The following is a 17,769-nucleotide window of genomic DNA, read 5'->3' on the forward strand; positions in this document are numbered from 1 at the left end:
TTATATTAAAATTTATTTTCCTTTTCTAATCTAAAATATTTACTTAATATTTTTTGTTAAGGTGTTTAAAAATTAAAATTCCTATAATGTATTGGAATACTAAAAATCCACCTAAATATAATATTATTAACTTAGAATTTTCCATTATATTAAGACTTCCGATTATAGAAAAGATAACTATAGATACAGATATCATTATCATTCCAATAATATACGCATATCTTCCAGATTTATCTCTCAATATGGTTTTCCTTTCATCATGTATTTCAATATTTTCATTCTCAATTTTTTCTTTATACCTATCTTTATTTTCTGGTCTCGTCCAATAAAAATATTTCCATAAGATGACTGCTCCACTACAAATTCCTGCTCCTGCAAACCCAGATAATAAGCTCTCCATTTTTGACTCAAAATTTAATACAATGACTAAGCAAACAATTCCTACAAACAGGTATATCAGACCTATAAATAAATTACTTTTTTTCATTTTTCGCTCTCCTTTCATGAATAAAAATTTCCTCAATTGATTTTCCAAAATAATCTGAAATAGCAAATGCTAATTCTAATGAGGGATTATACTTGCCTGTTTCTATTGAACTAATTGTTTGCCTTGAAACTTTAAGAGCTTTCGCTAGTTTCTCTTGATTAAGTCCTATGCGCTTTCTAAGCTCTTCAATCTTATTTTGCATTTAACCACCCCATTTATGACAAGGTACCTTTACATTAATTATAAATATCCTATTTAGTTCTGTCAAGGTACCTTTACATTTTAGCAAAATAAAAAAGCTATCTCTAGCTCCTATTTTGCCTTTGTGTTTTATTATGCAACGTAATCTATATTAGTAATCTGCTTATATTCATCTTGTGTGATTTCACCAAATAAATTAGTATCTGTTTTTACAGCTATCTTTAATGCTGTAGCATCCACCCACTTATAATTGAAAGCCATTTGCCAAAATGTAAAATTTATACTCATTAATTTGTACCTCCTTGTAATTGAATAACTTGCAATTTCAAATTAGCTACCTGCTGCCCTAGACCATCAATAACTACATCCTTCTGTATATTTTTTAATTTTTCCTGTGCTAATTGCTGTCCTAAGCTTTGTAAAGTATTACCATCTTCTTTCTCCTTTTGTATTTTATTTACAACTGTAACATTTACATATCTACCCATAAATTTTCCTCCTTTTATGCTATCGCATATGCAATGGCATTTAATTTATTATCTTTTCCTAAAATTTTTATACTCGCATTATCTGTATTTAGATTGGAACCTTTGAATATGAATTTTTCAGTGTCTATGTTATCTAATTCTAAATCAACATCTTCTTGTTTAACTTCGAAATCTGCAATAGGAACTTGTTGTCCGTCTGTAAGTGTTGTGGGAGTTTGCATTGTTAGGGTATACCCCTCGCCCACTGTCCATCTACCCCTGAATTTAACTCCTATTTGCCCCGTTTGACCATCTTTATATATAAATAAAGGAATTGTAAAATTAAATATTTCACCGATTGCACTGGGGTACTGTTTCCCACCTCCAGATATTATAGACACTACTCCACTCCATCCTGTGGAAGCGTCCCAAGTAGTTCGGTAAATATTGGAATCATTATTATAACAAAGTATAAATCCTTCATTATCAGTATTGAAAGCTATAGTTGGAGCATAAAAAATACTTCCACTTAATTTTGTTCTAGAACTCCATGTTGCCCCATTATCATCTGAATAGGACACTCCTATTGCATTATTATCAGAAGAATCGCCACTTACCCAACTAACCCAAATACGACCATTTGCTAGTCCATTTATACTCTGCGGAACGAATATTGCACATGGGTTAGATTGAGCATAAGCACCCCCCGAATATATTTGAATCTCTCCTGTATGCCACTCAGTACCATCATAATAATCAAATCTTATATAATTTGCCGATGAACTTACATAACTAGAAATTATACCGGGATTATTATCCTGTCTTAATATTATTGTAGGGGTAGTTATATTATAGTCACTTGCATTTATAGAAGTTACCTGTCTTACGCTTCCCCAAGTCACACTTCCATCTGAATTTATGGTTCCTTTACAATATCTAATATTGAACGAATTTGGGTAAGTAGAATTTTTGGAACTCCACGCTGCATGAAGATAATTTCCTGTTGAATCTACTACTAATGAACAACCTCCTTCTGTATCTGTTTGTGTTGAATCTATACTATAAGCAGTTAATGATGTATCGATAGTTGTCGTACCTATTGTAGTAGCATCAAAATTAAATGTACAAACTGATCCTTTGCTTGATGTTGTACAATGTATTCCATAAATTATATTACCCTTAGATTGTATAGCCCAACTTGATATAGCTGCACCGGCGTATATAGTACAGGAGGGTATAAATCCATTGCCGTCTCTCTTGTCAATATAAAATTTAATTTGACTAGTACTACATAAACAACTAGCAACCAACCACCCATTACTTAGTCTAACAAGCTTCCTCCCACCGTTTCCACTCGTGTCATAAGCTTGATTTACCACTGTGGCATCTGTAACTGTATTAGTTATAAAATTTCCAGTAGCATTTAGTACTTCATTAAGCACCCCATCCATAAGCAACTTATCCCCTGCTGTCAATGTTTTATCTGTAGCACCTGTAATTACTGTGGTACTATTGTCTACAGCTCCTTTTATCGTTGCCTTATTTATTTTATCTACATATAAACTCAAGTCTAAATCATTGAAAGTATCAAATGCTTCATCTTTCATTTTCAACATTTTTTCTATGGGGTATATAAGTAATTCTTCATTTTCTGAAACAGTAACAGGGTCAGTTAAGGTTATATCATATGTTATTGTTCCTATTGTCCACTTTCCATAAAAAGCAACTCTTGTATTTTGACTATCTTGCCATATAGTAATTGGATTAGTGAAATTATTATAATTATCACAAGTTGAAGGATATAAGCATTGATTTGTTGTAACCGACGTTACACTAATTAGGGAACTCCAAGAAGAACCGTTCCATATAATTTGTTTAATTTGTTTATATGAAGTACTAACTGCACTATTTACACCATGCCATAATATATATACATACCCATTTATATCACTTGTTATAGAAGGATATGCTTGTTCATACGAATTTCCTGATGTTAACTTTTGTTTCGAACTCCATGATATTCCATTATCGTCTGAATAAGATAAATAAATATTAAATACCGACGTATCTGTATTATCTAACCCATGCCACACTACCCAAATACGTCCTGCATTTGTACCATATTTTTGTAAAGTTGCTGTTGGATGTGCTTGGGTATAAGAAGTAGACTCTGCTGTATATGCCGTTTTTTCACTCCATGAAGAACCATTATATATTTGTGCTAATATTTTATATGCACTACAATCATATGAACTAAATATTATTGGGGAATTATTTTTATCATATTGTACATATGGATTAACATATCCAAGAGTTGTTGCACCCCTAACAGTTACTTGATCAACTCCGCTGGTTCCATCTTGTTTAGTCCACGTAATTCCTCCATCTATTGATTTCGCACTTCTAATATTATTAGTATTTGAATAATTGGAATTTTTAGAACACCATGCTGCTGTCAGAGTCCCTGTAGAAGATACTGCTATTGAACAACCTGCACCTATAGATGTTTGCGAGTCAATTGAATTTATATTTTGACTGGCATTTGTAACTGTTGTAACATCAAATATAACTTTAAATACATTAGTTGAATTTGTGAATATAACATAAATGTTAGTACCATAACTACACATTGCAAAATAAGTAGTTGTACTTATTGATAATACGCTACATAATGCTTGAAAAGATGCACCGTTATCTTTAGAGACTTTAAAATAAAGATTTCCGCCTGTACTATCAAATTCACAAGTTACGATCCACCCATTACTAAGCACTTGTGGTCTAGCTGTAGCACTTGTAGTATAACCACTATTAACTACACTTACAGGAGTTGCCCTATCATAAGTAACTGAATTATTTACACTACTTACATTAGTTATTACATTTGTATTATCAATTTTATCTCCTACTCCCACAACTTTATCTACATTAATTAAAGCTACACCGTTATAATCAGATGTAGCTTTCACTGTGTAAGGTTCGACGCTAGGAAAGTTAACTCTTTTATTTTCAGAATCATAGGAAGCTGTAGTCTCTGGAGCTATATTAGAATTATCTGCAAATGTATCATAAAAACCTACACCTGTTTTGTTCACAAAGTCTATTGCTGTTTGTTCTTTAAGTTTTAACTTTACATCCATTATTTCATTTCTTACTTGTATATCGTTGGTATTTAAATTATTTATTCTAGCATTTAAATTACTAAATTCTGTCTCATTATCTGCCTCATGCGACTTAAAATTACTATTAACTTCTTCCAAAGTGGTGCCATCATCTGTTTTTATATCAGAAGCTTTCAATACTACATTGCCGGTTTTTTCGTTTACTTTAGTTACTGGGAAAGATATATTTTGTATCTGATTTCTCAATTCCTGTATATCCTCTTGTGTAGCAAAGGTTACCGTTGGGTCTATTTTTAGGGTAACACTTGCAGAATTAGAGACCTCAAGTATCGTTCTTATCGTTATTTCCTTAGTACTTCCATCTGCTGCCTGTGGTTTATATGTTTCAGGATATTTACCCACAGCAAGCATATACCCTTCATCATCAAATATGCCAACCTCACGTATTGTAAACCCCCCTACATTAGATGGAATTGGTACAATAATAAATATCCAATTGGGATTATCCAGATCTGTAGTTATAGAATTTATATTCCCCTGCCATACAGTATGGACAAGATCCTCTTGTGCTTCTGTAGGGTTATAATAAGTACCGTTGCTATCTCCTACTTTTAAAGTAGTAAAATTCACCTTTGTTCCTAATGCTGTGGCATTAGCTATCTTAGCTTTTCCCACATTGGTAAGTATTGTATAAAAACTCTCTGCCAAGGCTTATCCCTCCTTTGGATATACGGTTATTGTTTCAGTATTGTTTGCTACTGCTGTTGCAACATTAATTTTCCCCCTGGATTCTATTTCTCTTGGTGTCCATGGATATACTGTTATTGTTTCACCAGATATAGAAGCTGCAGCATAATAAATATTCATGTTTGTTACAGATGTCATCTTATATTTGACAGATTGATGGGACGGTTTTATCCTCTTAACAGTTTTATATAACTCCACTAAATCTTCAGGGAAACCACTACTACTAAGCAAATCAACCTGAAATGTATATGGAGCCACATTTTCTGTTATATGAACACTTGCATTTGTGTAAGTACTGATTATTTTAGCCATATTTAAAGGTGTCATGGGCCATCTAGTCTGAAGCTTTACAATTACCTTCTTTCTTCTTTTTTCTATATCTTCGCTTAAATTCGTTAGAAGCCCTAATCTTTTTTCCCACCATGTAAGTCCCCATGTAGCAGTCTGGGGAAAAAATTGCTTTAGTATTTCATCTATAATACTGTCTGTATTGTCAAATTCACTTCCTATGGCTTCATATATAGATTGTTCTATAGCACTTGATTGTGAATCAGGCGATATATATTTAATCATCTGCTGTCCTCTAGGAGACTCCATTTGCTACCACCTCATTTACTACTGCAACCTGCTCATTTAATGTTATATCTACAGTTTCATCATTTACAGTTAGATTAGAATAATTATCAATTCCTTTCTTCTGCAAAATAAAAGAACCTACTACAGAATCAACTGCTTTAAATAGTATGGTTTCACTTAAATCCACCTTTGTAACATAGTTATTTACTTCATTTTTTATATTTGTAAGTACTTCAGGCGGATCATATCCACTTGTAAATATGAAATCAGCTTTAATACTAAGATTTAAAATAGAGGCTGTTGCAACTGTTACTATTGCCCCTATAGGTGCCAGTCCTCCCCTGTTTTGCCCTGGTGGAACTATTGGAGCAATATAATTCTGTACTGCTTCTATAAGTTCCTGTGTGGCAGTCTGTCCGTTTTTATCAAGGATTAAAACTTTAACTGTACCTGGACCATTCCATTCCGATACAGGATAAGCATACCCTACTCCATCAACCTTCTGTGCCCATCTTATGTAATCGCTATCGGCACCACTAAGCTTCTCCTGCTGTTCTGCCTCTGTAATCCTCTGCGAATAATGGGTATCATCTTCTATATCAGTGCCACCTTTAAATTGTTCCTCATTGGTTACACTTTTGACCCCGTTTATAGGAGTTAAAAGCATAGTTATACTCCCTGGAGGAACATTACCTATACTTCCTGCCTGTGTACATTTTGCATCTATATAAGCTGTTTCCGTAGAATCTATAGTTTTAGTTTCCTGAAATTTATACTCTATGCTTGTCTTGTCTTCCGTAGCAACGGTACAAGCAATTTTACCTTCTACAATTTGGGTACCAGGAACAGCAGTTACTTTTATTTTTCCAGTACTAAATGTAGCCGCATTTCTAGGAAGTCCTTTTAACTCTCCGAGATAATCTAAATATTGATCATAACTTGTTTGAGGAAAAGCTATTTTTAAAAATCTCTGCAGTTTATATTGTATAGTTGCCATTTCATCCGCAGTGGGTCTTGTGTTGTCCCAGAAGAAATCCCCTTCAATGGTATTTACATCTTTAGGAGCTTTTTTAAGCATTCGTGCATGTATGGTATCTGCATTTTCGCTAAGAAAATCGGGCATTTCAAAGTCTGCCATATAATCACCCCACCTTCGTTGTATTATTCATGTCAATTGATTCTTCATCTACGGTAATTACAGTGTAATCATAATACAATTCCCCATTGTTCTGCCAGGTAAAAGCAAAGTCCTTTACATCCTTGGTCATGGGATGAACTATCAATGTATCTGTGGTCATTCTTTTAACTTCAAGTTCTATAGCTTCCCTTGAATACAGTGAATCCGACAAGGTATCCAATTCATGACCGTATAATCTACTGTAAGCTCTAAATCCCACAGGAGTATTCATTGCTTTATTGCACCATTGTTCATAAGCTTCCAGTCTGTTACATCTTGCTAAAGTTCCATCCGGGTTTCTTACAAATTCACCCTTGTTAAAGTCAAATTTATAGGAACCTTTATATCCTGCATCACTATTATTACCACTGGTAGTACTAGTACTTGATGATGTGGTATCATTTGTATAATCACTATCCGGAAATAGATTAGGCATTTCTCACCCTCCCTATAACTATAAATTCACTTCCTACCTGGGCAACCAATACCCTGTCACCTGACTTCAGGGGTTTTAACATTTCTGGAGTTTTTACATTATGTGAATGACTGTATTCTCCTCCAGCAACATCAGTTTGAGTAAAATAATCCTTATCCAGTTTTAAATAGTCAAGTACCTTGTAATCCGTTATCTCATGTTTAAAGTTATCAAGTTTCAACCCTGCTTCTGTCATAGTGCCAAATTCAACGCCAAGTCCCGAAACAGCATTATTTACAGATTTATTAGTGTGGTCTTTCATTGTACTAGCTAGTTCCTCCATCTCCCGCATAAAACTTCCTCCTTATATAATCCATAGTTCCAACGGTTAACTCCATCTTCCCACTGCTTCCCAAAGTGTGTGTAACACTTGCCACATATAGTTCAACGCCATCAAGGCTTACTTTATCCCCTGCCCTTATGGTATTTATATCAACGCCACAGCTTATATTTATATAGTCCTCACCTGTGCTAAAAATGGAATCTGCTTTTTTCTTGGCTTCATCTGCATTTGTTACCTTGTCGTCCTGAACTATCTTTCTTAAAGTACCATAACCTCTGGTTTCTTTTTCATAGATACCAATGACGGGCGATAAGCTTTCATCCTGCTGTGTTCCTAAAACTTTTACCTGGGTTACAGCACCTTCGAGAGAACTGTATTCCTCTATTTCCTCTGCTATGGATTCTAATTTCCATACAGTAGTATTTGTACCTATCTCAATCAGATCCAGTTTATCTTCCTGCATCCTGACTTTGTAGAGCTTACCGCCTTTCTGGGCTGTCTCCTTCAGGTCTTTAAATATCATGTCAAGAATTTTATCGCCACCTCTGTATATATTCTTGGCAAGCCCTATTCCTGTATCTGCAAAAATTCCTATAGGTATATTCCAGTCACCTGCATACCTTGTTATCCTCTGAGTGGCGGTCTGACCCTCTATGTGCTGGTACTCATCCTCTGAATTTTCAAGATAGACTGTTCTCTCCTTACATTCAAGGTTCAGGTAATGCTCTTTTCTGTTTCGATCCCTTTCCCATACAACACCTTTAAACACCCTTACATCAGTGCTTCCATTAAAGGGAGTATCCCATATTTCAATACCATTGCCTTTAACAAACTGTATGCTCTGGAGCTGTTCAGTTTCAATCAGCTTGACTGTGGCCATATATGCTATGGAATCTATGCTTTCCTGCAGGGTAACACCCTCATTTAAATTGCCAACCTTATAATTATCTTTTGCGATTATACTTATCATAGTATCACCTACCTAACATAATCAGTGCAAATCCAGCCTCCATGGTTGCTCCAGTATATATCTGCCCAATTACCCTGTATGCTTCCAATCTTATAGCACTCATCCTTTTTAACTGTTCCCCTTATTCCATAACTTTCTCCAGGTCCATCTCTCACATTCAAAACATCTGCGGTAACTATTATCCACTCTCCTGCCCTGTGGGAATACTTTGCACCACTACTTTCCGTAGTAGTTTGTCTATTATCTTGAAGAGTGGAATCGACCTGGGATATTTTAAGGTCCCTATGTGTCCTGAATGTAAATGTAAAGTATCTGCTATTATTAAGTCCTTCCGGTCTTATCTCTTCATTCATGGTGCTTAATTTTACCAGGCTGTTAAAGCCTATAACAGTTATAATTAATCTTAATGCCTCCTCCTGTTCCTGCCACTTTTCAAGCTTCTCAATAGTTTCTTTTGAATTGGCTATATCTGTATACCTGCAGTAAGGTTCATAGACATCTGGAATTAAGGTTTCCATGCTTATTTCCTTTATTTTAGTGCCTTTGTCGCTTATGTCTATTTCCCCTATGTCCACTATATCGGCAGTGCTATATTTCTTCTCCCTGTTGACTGTGAGACTTAAGGGGTTGACTGGAAAATGGAAAGTCTCACTATCTTTTGTATTTGTTAGGTACACATCAAAATTGCTGTTGGCAACCCTGTCAAGTGCATTTAGTACAGATTTAGATGCATCCTGTATAACATCAACTATATTGCTAAAGTCCAAAAAATCACCCCCTATTCCATTATCTTCTAAAGGTTTTGGTATTATTTTGTAGAATTATCACCTAAAAGGAGGTGATGAACATGCAAATAACATTAACCTATAATTTTAGTTCTGAGTGTCCTTATTTAAATGAACCCCATTGTATATCCATTGACTATATAAAATTTGATATGACTGGCACTGGAATGCCCGGATATAAAAAAGGTTCTTATTTCTGCAATAAAGTAAAAAACTGTCCATATCCTTCAAAAGATAGATGGGGACGCTGTCCTGTTTACTTAGATGCTCCTTGTCCACCTGAGTAAGATGTATCAATTAAATTAGACAGTTTATAAAATGCCGGCCATGGATTGAGGGTTTGCTTGTTTTCGCTGCAATAGTGGCCGCATCCAACACATGCATCAGGTACATTCTTTTTCTTATCCCAGCAAGTAAAAATAAACATTTTTAAGTGACGATAAATACATTCAAGCTCGCCTTTATTGAGTTGTTCCTGTTGCTCCAGTTTTGTATTCATAACTCGTGCCCAAATAAGATAATCCAGACCTGTTATATGAACTAATTTATTCATTACATCTGAATAAATAAAATCACTTTTAAAGCAATCTCTAACAAACTTGCATGTATTACATGGATTATAATCTTCAAGTTTATTTTCCACTCGATCTATATACATTTGTAAATGACTTGCTACACAGAATATTTCATGTTCAGTAAATTGGAACTGCTTCTGAGCTGGTACTTCAGAAGCAGTCGTTTCTTTATTCACATCTTGTAATTTTTCATTACTCATCTATCCTCACCTCTTCAAATTTTGTAACGTCTTTCTAAATTCTGTAGCAAATTTCTTTGTGGCTTGTATTACTATGGTATCAATATCTAGGTCACTACTAAAATTATTTTCTACATCAATATTTATATCTCCATAGCTAGTTCCAGCCATAGCTACCTGTGGTTGGGAAGTATAATAACTTAAGTTTTCAGGAATATCTTTATTTTCAGTACCTGTTAAACTTAGTCCAGATACAGCATTTTTTATCCTGTTTATTGAATTTGCAGCCCTTTCCATTAGACCCACAGATTTATTATGAGTTAACACCTGTTCTCCTCCAGTGAAGTCCACAAATTCCCAACCTCTTTCATTTATTCTGGCCAGACCTTTCTTTGCGTTGTCTGTACCGGTTGCATATCCGACATATGAACCACCCTTAAACAAAGGAGTGTTAAAAACACTTCCATATCTACTTTTTATATAATTTATGGCTGCTGCTGCATTGTGTACAGGATTCAATATATTATTAAGCCCCTTGACCATGAACTCTCTAAACGTAGAAGGCAATGTTTGAAGCAATCCTGTTGCATGTTCCCCTCCTACACTTATACTGTTATAGGCCAGTGGATTTCCTCCAGATTCAGCCTGAACTAACCTTAATAATCCAGGAAGCCATGACATAGGTGTGCCTGTTACAGCTAGTGCAGATGCCAACCATCCAGATACATTCCCACTCATGCCACCGGCCATGGATGAAATATCTCCAATCCAGCTTTTTATAAACGATTTAATATCTATAGATGTCATTCCTTTTATAACTCCTTGTGGGATAAATTTAGATAGTCTAGTCATAACCGCAGATGGGGAATGTATTTCAAAGCCTGTCTTGAATTCCTCAATTACTTTATCTGTGAGAATTTTTACTGCACTTGTTACATCTGACGTTGCAGCCCTTATACCCTGTGCAAAGTCGTTCATTATGGCACCGCCATACACATGCCCAGTTCTTGAGAATAAATTAAGTATCGAACCAGATTCATTTGTAACTCTATTCACTGAATTGGTTGATACTTTTTTATTATCTAAAATTCCACTACTTAAATTATCATTTATCTTGTTACCATACTTTTTAAATTGAGTTAGTGAATCATCTCCAAGGGCAATGGAAGTGGATATATTAGCTGTAGCTTTTGCGACTTTACCTGTTCCAGTTGAGCCACCTCCTACAATACCACCGTTGGCAAACATTCTTACTCCTAACATTCTTCCTGCCTGCTGCCATAAGCTTAGTCCTCTATTTCTTCTAGAGCTTGATAAAGGAATAACTGCTTCCGTTCCTGCTTCACCGATTAAAGTAACCTCTGGACCATTTACAATACCACCATTGGCTTTGGTGTGTAATCCGGTTACACTTTCTCCTTTTGTCATAACTTTTTCTAGGAGAGCATATGCAGGACCACCTATATGTTCCTTAAACCAAGTAGAAAAATTAGACCAAGTTGTTTCTACTGTTTTTCTACCAGAACTAAGCTTACTTCCTATCCAATCTCCAACAGTAGTAGCCACACTTTTTGTTGGCTCTCCAATATTTTCACTCCACCATCCAGAGAAGCCGGTCCATGCAGTATGAGCTGTAGATTTAGCGTCATTAAATCTTTCTCCTATCCATTGGCCAGCAGATGAAGCATATCCTTTTACTGGTTCAGACACATTAGTTCCCCACCAAGTTGAGAAGTCACTCCATTTATTTGAAGCCCACGCCTTACCTTCTCCTACTTTATCGCCAACCCATTTCCCTGATTCAGAAGCTTTATTTTTAATTGGAGTAAATACATTATTACTAAGCCATTGACCATAAGGTGCCCAGGCTCTAGCAGCCGCATCTTTTCCCATGGCAAAAGCACCAACAGTAAAGTTTATAGTATTTATGGCACCATTTTTAAGAGGAGTACCTACTTTATTACCAAACCAAGTCCCAAAATTATTCCATGATGTTTGAACGGACTTTTTAGCATTTCCAAAGCCTTTCTTTAAATAATTAACTGCTGGTCCTGTCTTATCATATATCCAATCAAGGGCTTTTTCTCCTCCTATTGAACCTGCTATACTTCCGGCTACTCCTCCTATAGTGCCCCCTATGGCACCTCCTGCGGCCATACCTGCTGCAGTTCCAGCACCGGGAATTATAGAACCTATAACTCCACCAATACCTCCACCAAGTGTGGCTCCTGCTTTTGCACCAGCTACCCCTCCAGCTATTCCTCCGGCAATATTGCCTGCTGCCCCAACAGTAGCTTTTTTCTTATCAGAAGCCGTTGCTATATCAATACCTGCACCCGCGAGTGTAAGCCCTGCACCAAGCAAAGGAACCTTTTTAGCAACCTTTCCTACTTTGCTTAAACCACTTCCCATCCTAGTTACTTCAGATACGTCTTTACCTACATTTTTAACATCCTTTGACTTCTTTACAAAATCATTGTACTCCTTTATAGCTTTATTTAACTTGTCCTGATTTATCTTTCTTAATTTTTCTGCATTTGCGGATTCATTTACTGCCTTTCTAAAATCCGATGCTGCTTTCTTTAAATCAGAAGTATTATCAGCATTCCTAGTAGATTTAAACGTATCTCTGGCTTTGTTATATGCATCTTTCTTTGTATTTGCATTTCTACCAGAAAATTTAGCTTCTTCTCTAGCTTTATCAACATTAGATTTTAATCTGTTTATTTCTTCTGAAAAAGGCTTAGATGCTTTACTGGAAGTACTTGAAGCTTTTGAAGCACTTCCTGCTGTACCTGCCATTTCTTCGGCAGCATTTGAAGCAGTTTTGGCTCCCTTCTTACCAACAGCCCACTTACCTAGCTTAAATGCACCTTTGGCAGCTTTTGCACCGCCTTTTATTATAGCGCCACCACCTGCGGCATATAAGCCATAATCTAATATCATAGCTTTAGTAATACTTTCAGCATTTGGATTTTTTACAGCATTTAAATTAGCATCTTTAAAAGCAGTTAAAAGCTTCTTTATAATTTCATCAGTATTAAAAGCTTTGAGAAATGCATCTAAGAAGGATTTACCTGCTGTATTTCCAGTTTTATTTATATCATCTCCACCAGAGAAAGCATCTAATACAGCTATTATTCCCCCTCCAAGTACACTTCCTATACTAGAACCCATTTCACTGGCAACTTTATTTATTTTAGGTCTACCATCACCACTCCACCAACTTGAAAGAGGTTCAGCTATAACCTTATCCCAAGCAAGCGTTATCTTTCCCCCAAAATCAGCATTTTTCCACTGGCTACTATCCATTAATTTACTTAACCTCTGCTGGCTTTTCTCAAGTCCACCACCTATAAAAGTACTTACATTTTCTCCAGCTTTTCTGAATAGTTTTCCAAGTTCAGTAACCTTTTTGTCATTTTTATCAAGCCATGTTGTAACTTTAGTTAGCCCTGGTTTTATTCCAGTCCATAATCCATTACCCCATTGAGTTAAAAATTTATTATCCAGAGTATCTTTAAGGGTAGACATTAATCCAAGTGCAGTTTTGGCTTGATTCTGCATCATTCCACCAAATCTTTGATTCATTCCCGTAAGCAATGCTTTTATAGCTTTATCTGATTCAAGCCCTTGCTTACCTATTTCACCTACTTGTTCAGCTGTCAACCCAAGCTGTTCCTGAAGTATTTTAGCAGCTGGAACTCCTGCCTCTGTTAATTGAAGAATCTCATCCCCTTGGACTCTCCCTTTTGCTTTCATTTGCAATTTTGTTATCTATGAGACTTTTTATCCTCATAATCTGGAGGTTTCCCTCATTGGTTATCGGTATGTCATTTCATACCCAGTTCGGCGTACATTTTCAACCAATAAAAAGGACAACCTTTAATATTAGTTGTCGGGTACTCTTGGAAGGATTATATTTATTCACCTTCTACGCTCTACACTACTTATAGCCTTTCGTAATCTATAAGCTTAGCACGGTATTACCATAGGTTTTATTAAAACCTTTAGGATTCACCGTTTTTATCCGATTTATAACTCGGCCAAATAATATTATTAAACCGAGTGCCAAAGTTATTTGATTTATTCCTTCGGCTCCAAGCCCCAGTCCAGATGCAGCATCTCCTATTGTAGATAAATCAGGCAGAATACTTTTAACATCCCACCCAAAGGCAAGCATTTTCTTACTTGCATCAGCTAATTGTGGAAATTCGAAAGGTGTTGCATTCGCCATATTTTGAGCTTGAGTCAGGAATGAATTTGCCTGCTCTGCACTTTTAAGCATTGTAGTAAATGCTATCTGGGTTTGTTCAAAATCCCCAGATAGCTGCATGGGTTTTATTATTCCAGCCCATGTACCACCAACTCCTAAAAGTACACCTTGGAGTGATGTGGCTGCAGATATTACTTTATTTATTCCACTTCTCATTATACTCAATGAGCCAGATACCTTATCTTTAATCATTACAGTAGGAGAAGCTACAAGCCTATTTAACTTGTTTAAAGTTGAATTGATTTTTTCAATCCTGCTGGTAGCTCTATCGTTTATCTTTGCAGAAGGTGACACTGACATTTTATTTAATATATTTGCTCTTTTTTGTGTCTGTTCAAAATATCTGTCAAGAGCACTTATCTTCTTTTTACTTGATTCATCCCCCTGTACACCGATCACAATGTCCAAGTGATATATTTCTCTTTCAGCCAAACTCTCGCCTCCTTCCTGAATGATTTATTTGATTATTTCAAAACACTATAATTTGGCACTCACCTCCTTATCCCATTATCTTCTAAAGGTTTGGTATTTATTTGTAGAATTATCACTTTAAAAGGTAGGTGATAATGGTGATGAAAGTTAAACTTACTTGCCAATGTGGCGAAAGTTTTAATATTGATGCAAATAATTTTAAAGATAAAACTACAATAATCTGTCAAAATTGCGATTCCAAATTTCCTGAAGATAAATTTCAAGATTTCAAAGACTCAATAATAAAACTTAATGATATACATGAATCTCTTAATGAAATTACAGACGGTTATCGTAAACCTCACTGGACTTTTGAATTTGAATGATTATTTTTTATTCCAAGGATAAATATTTTCTAAAGCATCAACAGTTTCTGTCATAATTTCTTTGGCTTGTTTGATTGAAAGATTATTTTCACTAAAAACAGAAAAAATCTTACGTGTTATTTTGTATTTCTCATTTTGATTTAATTCTTCCCGTATAGGAGGTTGGTTCTCCTGTATGGGTTTTTCTCTGATTTCTTGATTTTCCATCATTCTCACCCCTTCCACTAGCTTATGGGGAAATAATTCATCCATACTTATTATCATAGGTAATGCTTTATTCACAAGGAAACTTGCTGTATTCAAGATAGAAAATAATTCAGATTTTATATCTTGACTTTCTAATGGCTGTGCTTGTCCTTCAAGTGCAGCCACTCTTTTTTCTAATTCCTCATACTTTTGTTCTAATGCTTTGTCCACTAGCCTCACCTCCTTATCCCATTATTTGTTAAAGGTTATAATATTTATTTGTAGAATTATCATCTTTGGGAAGGTGATAATATATGGCAGAAAGCTTTGAAAAACAACTTATTTTTGATCTATCCAAGGAGTATGTTTTTAGAACCTTTGATTTCCAAAACAGTACTCCTGAGGATTTAATTAAAAGCTATCAAGATACCTCAGCAAAAATTGAAAAAGTTCTTAAAGAACAGGATTCTAAGAATGATGAATATCGTGGATTATTAAATAAAATCATTAAATAATACTACACCACGCTATGCTGAATAGCTTTTAAGCAAAATTCTAAAATAGAAGTAGCTCTAATTACCACAGTTCCTTTTAAGTTATCTAATATTTTTAGAGCTACTTCCTTTTCCTGTTCATCAAGAAGCCCTGGTTTACCGAAATCATGTGTAAGTATTATTTGTAATTGTTCTTTAGTCATTGAAATTCCTCCTTAATCAAGACATTATTAATAGCTCAATTTAAATTCTTTAATTTGAACCTGAATCAATTCAAGCTCTACCGAACTTAAATTTTGTAAATCTTTTTATTCATCATGCCACCTCCTTCCACCCCATAACAAAAGCACCTGCCATTACAGCAAGTGCTTATTTATGTTCTATTTATTTAGTTGCCTTTAAATATTCAATTTCAATGCAGTTATTGCCAGTGGCAATCTTAACTTTTTTAATATCTTCCTTTATTTCATCCTGACCCTGTTTTAGTTCTTTAACGTCCTTCGAAATGTCTTTAACTGCTGATGAAATCAAGCTGTCCTTATCCTTTATAGAATTACTAATACCCTGAAATCCCCTTACATCTTGTTCCTTGTGTGCTGTCTGCACCTCTGCTATTATATCAATCTTCTTTTCAATACTTTCCAGTTTAATTGAGTTTTTTCTGACTTCGCCTTTAAGACTGCTAACTTCATTCGTAAGATTATTTTGACCCTCAGATAAATTATTTACTTTATCATTGACATCTTTAATATCCTTCTGCATTGACTTTAGTAATTCTAATATTTCCTTATCCAACAAATTCACCCTTTCCACAGCTCACATATTTATTTTATTATATCATATCTTATTGCCTAAATTATACAGCTGTTTTTGTATTTTGTCTTGACACTTCAATTACAATATTAAAAAAAGTGTAGCATAATTTCTTTAACTTGCCTTGTTAAAGATATAAATTCACTTTCAGAAATACGTTTTTCTTTTATAGCTATTATTTCATCAGTCGTGAAGTTGTCCAAATAATTTTTAGAAAGTTCTTTGAGATTATATATAAGTTCTTGAGTGGTAGGTACTCTTCGTAAACTTTCCTCCATCATCATATAGCCACCTCTCTAAGTGGTTTGTAAACCACATGAAAGGTTTTGTTCTTGCTTGGTATGTCCACAGGATATCCATTTTCTTTAAGCCACTTGTTGACTTTATCAGATACAGATTCAGTATATTTGATCACAGTACCCTGCCATGAACCACTACTTTCCCATACAACCTCTTTCTCATGTTCTTCAATATCCAGCTTTTTAATTATCTGTCCTACTGCTCCAAATGCAGGATTGCCTGTTTTAGAATACATTCCAACCATTTTGGCTATCTGTTTGGTATCATAGAACTTTTCCCTTGCTTCTATTTCTATGGGTATGTCCACTCCTGCTTTAGAGAATAATGTTTTAACTACCAGTAATTTAATAGTATTATCTACCCCGGCAACATCTAACAAAGGTGATACAAGCTCTACTGATTTATTTATGGTTTCTAGTTTTTCAGGTTGGTTGTTTTCTTTTAAGGCTTCTGTGTTAGCCTTCTCTGAAATGTAAGCTCCTGTTTGCCTTATAGAAGGAAGAACTTCATCAGTTACCCAATCTGTAAATTTTTCTGCTTCTGGTTTTTCGCTCTTAAATGCTATTTTATAAACTCCGCTTTCAGTAAGAAACTTCTCCCCTGCATTATTTAATTTTCGGATGTTTGCTAAACCAACATCCGAATTTGTAAATTTAACAGCTTGTTTATTATTCATTTTAGTTAGATGATATCTTACCGTTTCCTTCGCTATACCTAGACACTCTCCTACATGATAAGGGTTAAAATAAACCATCCCATTTATCTCAAACACTTCTACGTCATGTCCTTCAAACAGCATTAAATTGTTGCTCATTATTATTACCTCCAATTTATTATTTTAAAAAATGTTTTAAAATAACTC

General features: G+C 35.0%; 22 protein-coding genes. 3 read left to right on the plus strand and 19 right to left on the minus strand.

The window, feature by feature from the left end; genetic code table 11:
• Nucleotides 1–43: 43 nt before the first annotated feature.
• The 11 genes from CKL_RS09475 to CKL_RS09525 form a co-directional block, all read right to left on the minus strand.
• Nucleotides 44–487: a hypothetical protein gene (locus tag CKL_RS09475; protein WP_012102320.1), complete on the minus strand. Its 444-nt coding sequence runs from the start codon at nucleotides 485–487 to the stop codon at nucleotides 44–46.
• On the minus strand, nucleotides 474–689 hold the full coding sequence (locus CKL_RS09480; RefSeq protein WP_012102321.1) for a helix-turn-helix transcriptional regulator: 216 nt from the start codon (nucleotides 687–689) through the stop codon (nucleotides 474–476). The genes CKL_RS09475 and CKL_RS09480 overlap by 14 nt, the downstream gene beginning before the upstream one ends.
• 131 nt (nucleotides 690–820) lie before the next feature.
• Complete coding sequence (locus CKL_RS09485) at nucleotides 821–976, minus strand: hypothetical protein (protein WP_012102322.1); 156 nt, start codon at nucleotides 974–976, stop codon at nucleotides 821–823.
• Nucleotides 976–1,176: an XkdW family protein gene (locus CKL_RS09490; protein WP_012102323.1), complete on the minus strand. Its 201-nt coding sequence runs from the start codon at nucleotides 1,174–1,176 to the stop codon at nucleotides 976–978. The genes CKL_RS09485 and CKL_RS09490 overlap by 1 nt, the downstream gene beginning before the upstream one ends.
• 14 nt (nucleotides 1,177–1,190) lie before the next feature.
• Complete coding sequence (locus CKL_RS21280; RefSeq protein ID WP_012102324.1) at nucleotides 1,191–4,982, minus strand: phage tail-collar fiber domain-containing protein; 3,792 nt, start codon at nucleotides 4,980–4,982, stop codon at nucleotides 1,191–1,193.
• A gap of 3 nt (nucleotides 4,983–4,985) precedes the next feature.
• Nucleotides 4,986–5,618, minus strand: coding sequence for a YmfQ family protein (locus CKL_RS09500; protein ID WP_012102231.1), 633 nt, complete (start codon nucleotides 5,616–5,618; stop codon nucleotides 4,986–4,988).
• Complete coding sequence (locus CKL_RS09505; protein ID WP_012102232.1) at nucleotides 5,605–6,735, minus strand: baseplate J/gp47 family protein; 1,131 nt, start codon at nucleotides 6,733–6,735, stop codon at nucleotides 5,605–5,607. Before CKL_RS09505 ends, CKL_RS09500 begins: the two co-directional genes overlap by 14 nt.
• Nucleotides 6,736–6,739: 4 nt before the next feature.
• Nucleotides 6,740–7,210 (minus strand): DUF2634 domain-containing protein, encoded by a 471-nt coding sequence (locus CKL_RS09510; protein ID WP_012102233.1) that lies wholly within the window; start codon nucleotides 7,208–7,210, stop codon nucleotides 6,740–6,742.
• On the minus strand, nucleotides 7,203–7,541 hold the full coding sequence (locus CKL_RS09515; RefSeq protein ID WP_012102234.1) for a hypothetical protein: 339 nt from the start codon (nucleotides 7,539–7,541) through the stop codon (nucleotides 7,203–7,205). The genes CKL_RS09510 and CKL_RS09515 overlap by 8 nt, the downstream gene beginning before the upstream one ends.
• A complete protein-coding gene (locus CKL_RS09520) occupies nucleotides 7,516–8,502 on the minus strand; it encodes an XkdQ/YqbQ family protein (RefSeq protein ID WP_012102235.1) in 987 nt (328 codons plus the stop codon). Before CKL_RS09520 ends, CKL_RS09515 begins: the two co-directional genes overlap by 26 nt.
• Before the next feature lie 8 nt (nucleotides 8,503–8,510).
• Complete coding sequence (locus tag CKL_RS09525) at nucleotides 8,511–9,269, minus strand: SH3 domain-containing protein (RefSeq protein ID WP_012102236.1); 759 nt, start codon at nucleotides 9,267–9,269, stop codon at nucleotides 8,511–8,513.
• A gap of 80 nt (nucleotides 9,270–9,349) precedes the next feature.
• Here CKL_RS09525 and CKL_RS09530 point away from each other — a divergent pair, with 80 nt between their 5' ends.
• On the plus strand, nucleotides 9,350–9,574 hold the full coding sequence (locus CKL_RS09530; protein ID WP_041700796.1) for a hypothetical protein: 225 nt from the start codon (nucleotides 9,350–9,352) through the stop codon (nucleotides 9,572–9,574).
• On the opposite strand, the gene CKL_RS09535 is transcribed toward CKL_RS09530, so the two are convergent.
• The 3 genes from CKL_RS09535 to CKL_RS09545 form a co-directional block, all read right to left on the minus strand.
• Complete coding sequence (locus tag CKL_RS09535; protein WP_242652479.1) at nucleotides 9,544–10,038, minus strand: hypothetical protein; 495 nt, start codon at nucleotides 10,036–10,038, stop codon at nucleotides 9,544–9,546. The two genes, CKL_RS09530 and CKL_RS09535, sit on opposite strands and share 31 nt — an antisense overlap.
• A gap of 30 nt (nucleotides 10,039–10,068) precedes the next feature.
• Nucleotides 10,069–13,803, minus strand: a complete 3,735-nt coding sequence (locus CKL_RS09540) for a transglycosylase SLT domain-containing protein (RefSeq protein WP_242649466.1) — start codon at nucleotides 13,801–13,803, stop codon at nucleotides 10,069–10,071.
• A gap of 205 nt (nucleotides 13,804–14,008) precedes the next feature.
• On the minus strand, nucleotides 14,009–14,749 hold the full coding sequence (locus CKL_RS09545) for a hypothetical protein (protein WP_012102239.1): 741 nt from the start codon (nucleotides 14,747–14,749) through the stop codon (nucleotides 14,009–14,011).
• 140 nt (nucleotides 14,750–14,889) lie between these two features.
• Between CKL_RS09545 and CKL_RS20290 the strand changes: the two genes are divergently transcribed.
• Entirely contained in the window at nucleotides 14,890–15,114 is a 225-nt protein-coding gene (locus CKL_RS20290) for a hypothetical protein (RefSeq protein WP_041700797.1), read from the plus strand.
• Here CKL_RS20290 and CKL_RS09555 read toward each other — a convergent pair whose 3' ends face one another.
• Nucleotides 15,115–15,531 carry a hypothetical protein gene (locus CKL_RS09555; protein WP_242649412.1) on the minus strand — a complete coding sequence of 139 codons (417 nt, stop codon included), beginning with the start codon at nucleotides 15,529–15,531 and terminating at the stop codon, nucleotides 15,115–15,117.
• Between the two features lie 83 nt (nucleotides 15,532–15,614).
• Between CKL_RS09555 and CKL_RS09560 the strand changes: the two genes are divergently transcribed.
• Entirely contained in the window at nucleotides 15,615–15,815 is a 201-nt protein-coding gene (locus tag CKL_RS09560) for a hypothetical protein (RefSeq protein ID WP_041700798.1), read from the plus strand.
• Nucleotides 15,816–15,817: 2 nt separating this feature from the next.
• On the opposite strand, the gene CKL_RS09565 is transcribed toward CKL_RS09560, so the two are convergent.
• The 4 genes from CKL_RS09565 to CKL_RS09580 form a co-directional block, all read right to left on the minus strand.
• A complete protein-coding gene (locus CKL_RS09565) occupies nucleotides 15,818–15,997 on the minus strand; it encodes a hypothetical protein (RefSeq protein WP_041700800.1) in 180 nt (59 codons plus the stop codon).
• Between the two features lie 181 nt (nucleotides 15,998–16,178).
• The gene (locus CKL_RS09570) at nucleotides 16,179–16,598 is read right to left on the minus strand and encodes a hypothetical protein (protein WP_012102242.1); all 420 of its coding nucleotides are present in this window, start codon (nucleotides 16,596–16,598) and stop codon (nucleotides 16,179–16,181) included.
• A gap of 98 nt (nucleotides 16,599–16,696) precedes the next feature.
• On the minus strand, nucleotides 16,697–16,891 hold the full coding sequence (locus tag CKL_RS09575; protein WP_148204837.1) for a hypothetical protein: 195 nt from the start codon (nucleotides 16,889–16,891) through the stop codon (nucleotides 16,697–16,699).
• Complete coding sequence (locus CKL_RS09580; protein WP_041700802.1) at nucleotides 16,888–17,721, minus strand: BRO-N domain-containing protein; 834 nt, start codon at nucleotides 17,719–17,721, stop codon at nucleotides 16,888–16,890. The genes CKL_RS09575 and CKL_RS09580 overlap by 4 nt, the downstream gene beginning before the upstream one ends.
• Nucleotides 17,722–17,769 lie beyond the last annotated feature (48 nt).

Origin of the sequence: Clostridium kluyveri DSM 555 (genome assembly GCF_000016505.1) — a bacterium.
GTDB lineage: Bacteria > Bacillota > Clostridia > Clostridiales > Clostridiaceae > Clostridium_B > Clostridium_B kluyveri.

Bases quoted from the DNA above. Each gene is read 5' to 3' on its own strand.
- CKL_RS09475 (WP_012102320.1), bottom strand. From the start codon at position 487: ATGAAAAAAAGTAATTTATTTATAGGTCTGATATACCTGTTTGTAGGA.
- CKL_RS09480 (WP_012102321.1), bottom strand. From the start codon at position 689: ATGCAAAATAAGATTGAAGAGCTTAGAAAGCGCATAGGACTTAATCAA.
- CKL_RS09485 (WP_012102322.1), bottom strand. From the start codon at position 976: ATGAGTATAAATTTTACATTTTGGCAAATGGCTTTCAATTATAAGTGG.
- CKL_RS09490 (WP_012102323.1), bottom strand. From the start codon at position 1,176: ATGGGTAGATATGTAAATGTTACAGTTGTAAATAAAATACAAAAGGAG.
- CKL_RS09500 (WP_012102231.1), bottom strand. From the start codon at position 5,618: ATGGAGTCTCCTAGAGGACAGCAGATGATTAAATATATATCGCCTGAT.
- CKL_RS09505 (WP_012102232.1), bottom strand. From the start codon at position 6,735: ATGGCAGACTTTGAAATGCCCGATTTTCTTAGCGAAAATGCAGATACC.
- CKL_RS09510 (WP_012102233.1), bottom strand. From the start codon at position 7,210: ATGCCTAATCTATTTCCGGATAGTGATTATACAAATGATACCACATCA.
- CKL_RS09515 (WP_012102234.1), bottom strand. From the start codon at position 7,541: ATGCGGGAGATGGAGGAACTAGCTAGTACAATGAAAGACCACACTAAT.
- CKL_RS09520 (WP_012102235.1), bottom strand. From the start codon at position 8,502: ATGATAAGTATAATCGCAAAAGATAATTATAAGGTTGGCAATTTAAAT.
- CKL_RS09530 (WP_041700796.1), top strand. From the start codon at position 9,350: ATGCAAATAACATTAACCTATAATTTTAGTTCTGAGTGTCCTTATTTA.
- CKL_RS09540 (WP_242649466.1), bottom strand. From the start codon at position 13,803: ATGAAAGCAAAAGGGAGAGTCCAAGGGGATGAGATTCTTCAATTAACA.
- CKL_RS20290 (WP_041700797.1), top strand. From the start codon at position 14,890: ATGAAAGTTAAACTTACTTGCCAATGTGGCGAAAGTTTTAATATTGAT.
- CKL_RS09560 (WP_041700798.1), top strand. From the start codon at position 15,615: ATGGCAGAAAGCTTTGAAAAACAACTTATTTTTGATCTATCCAAGGAG.
- CKL_RS09565 (WP_041700800.1), bottom strand. From the start codon at position 15,997: ATGACTAAAGAACAATTACAAATAATACTTACACATGATTTCGGTAAA.
- CKL_RS09575 (WP_148204837.1), bottom strand. From the start codon at position 16,891: ATGATGATGGAGGAAAGTTTACGAAGAGTACCTACCACTCAAGAACTT.
- CKL_RS09580 (WP_041700802.1), bottom strand. From the start codon at position 17,721: ATGAGCAACAATTTAATGCTGTTTGAAGGACATGACGTAGAAGTGTTT.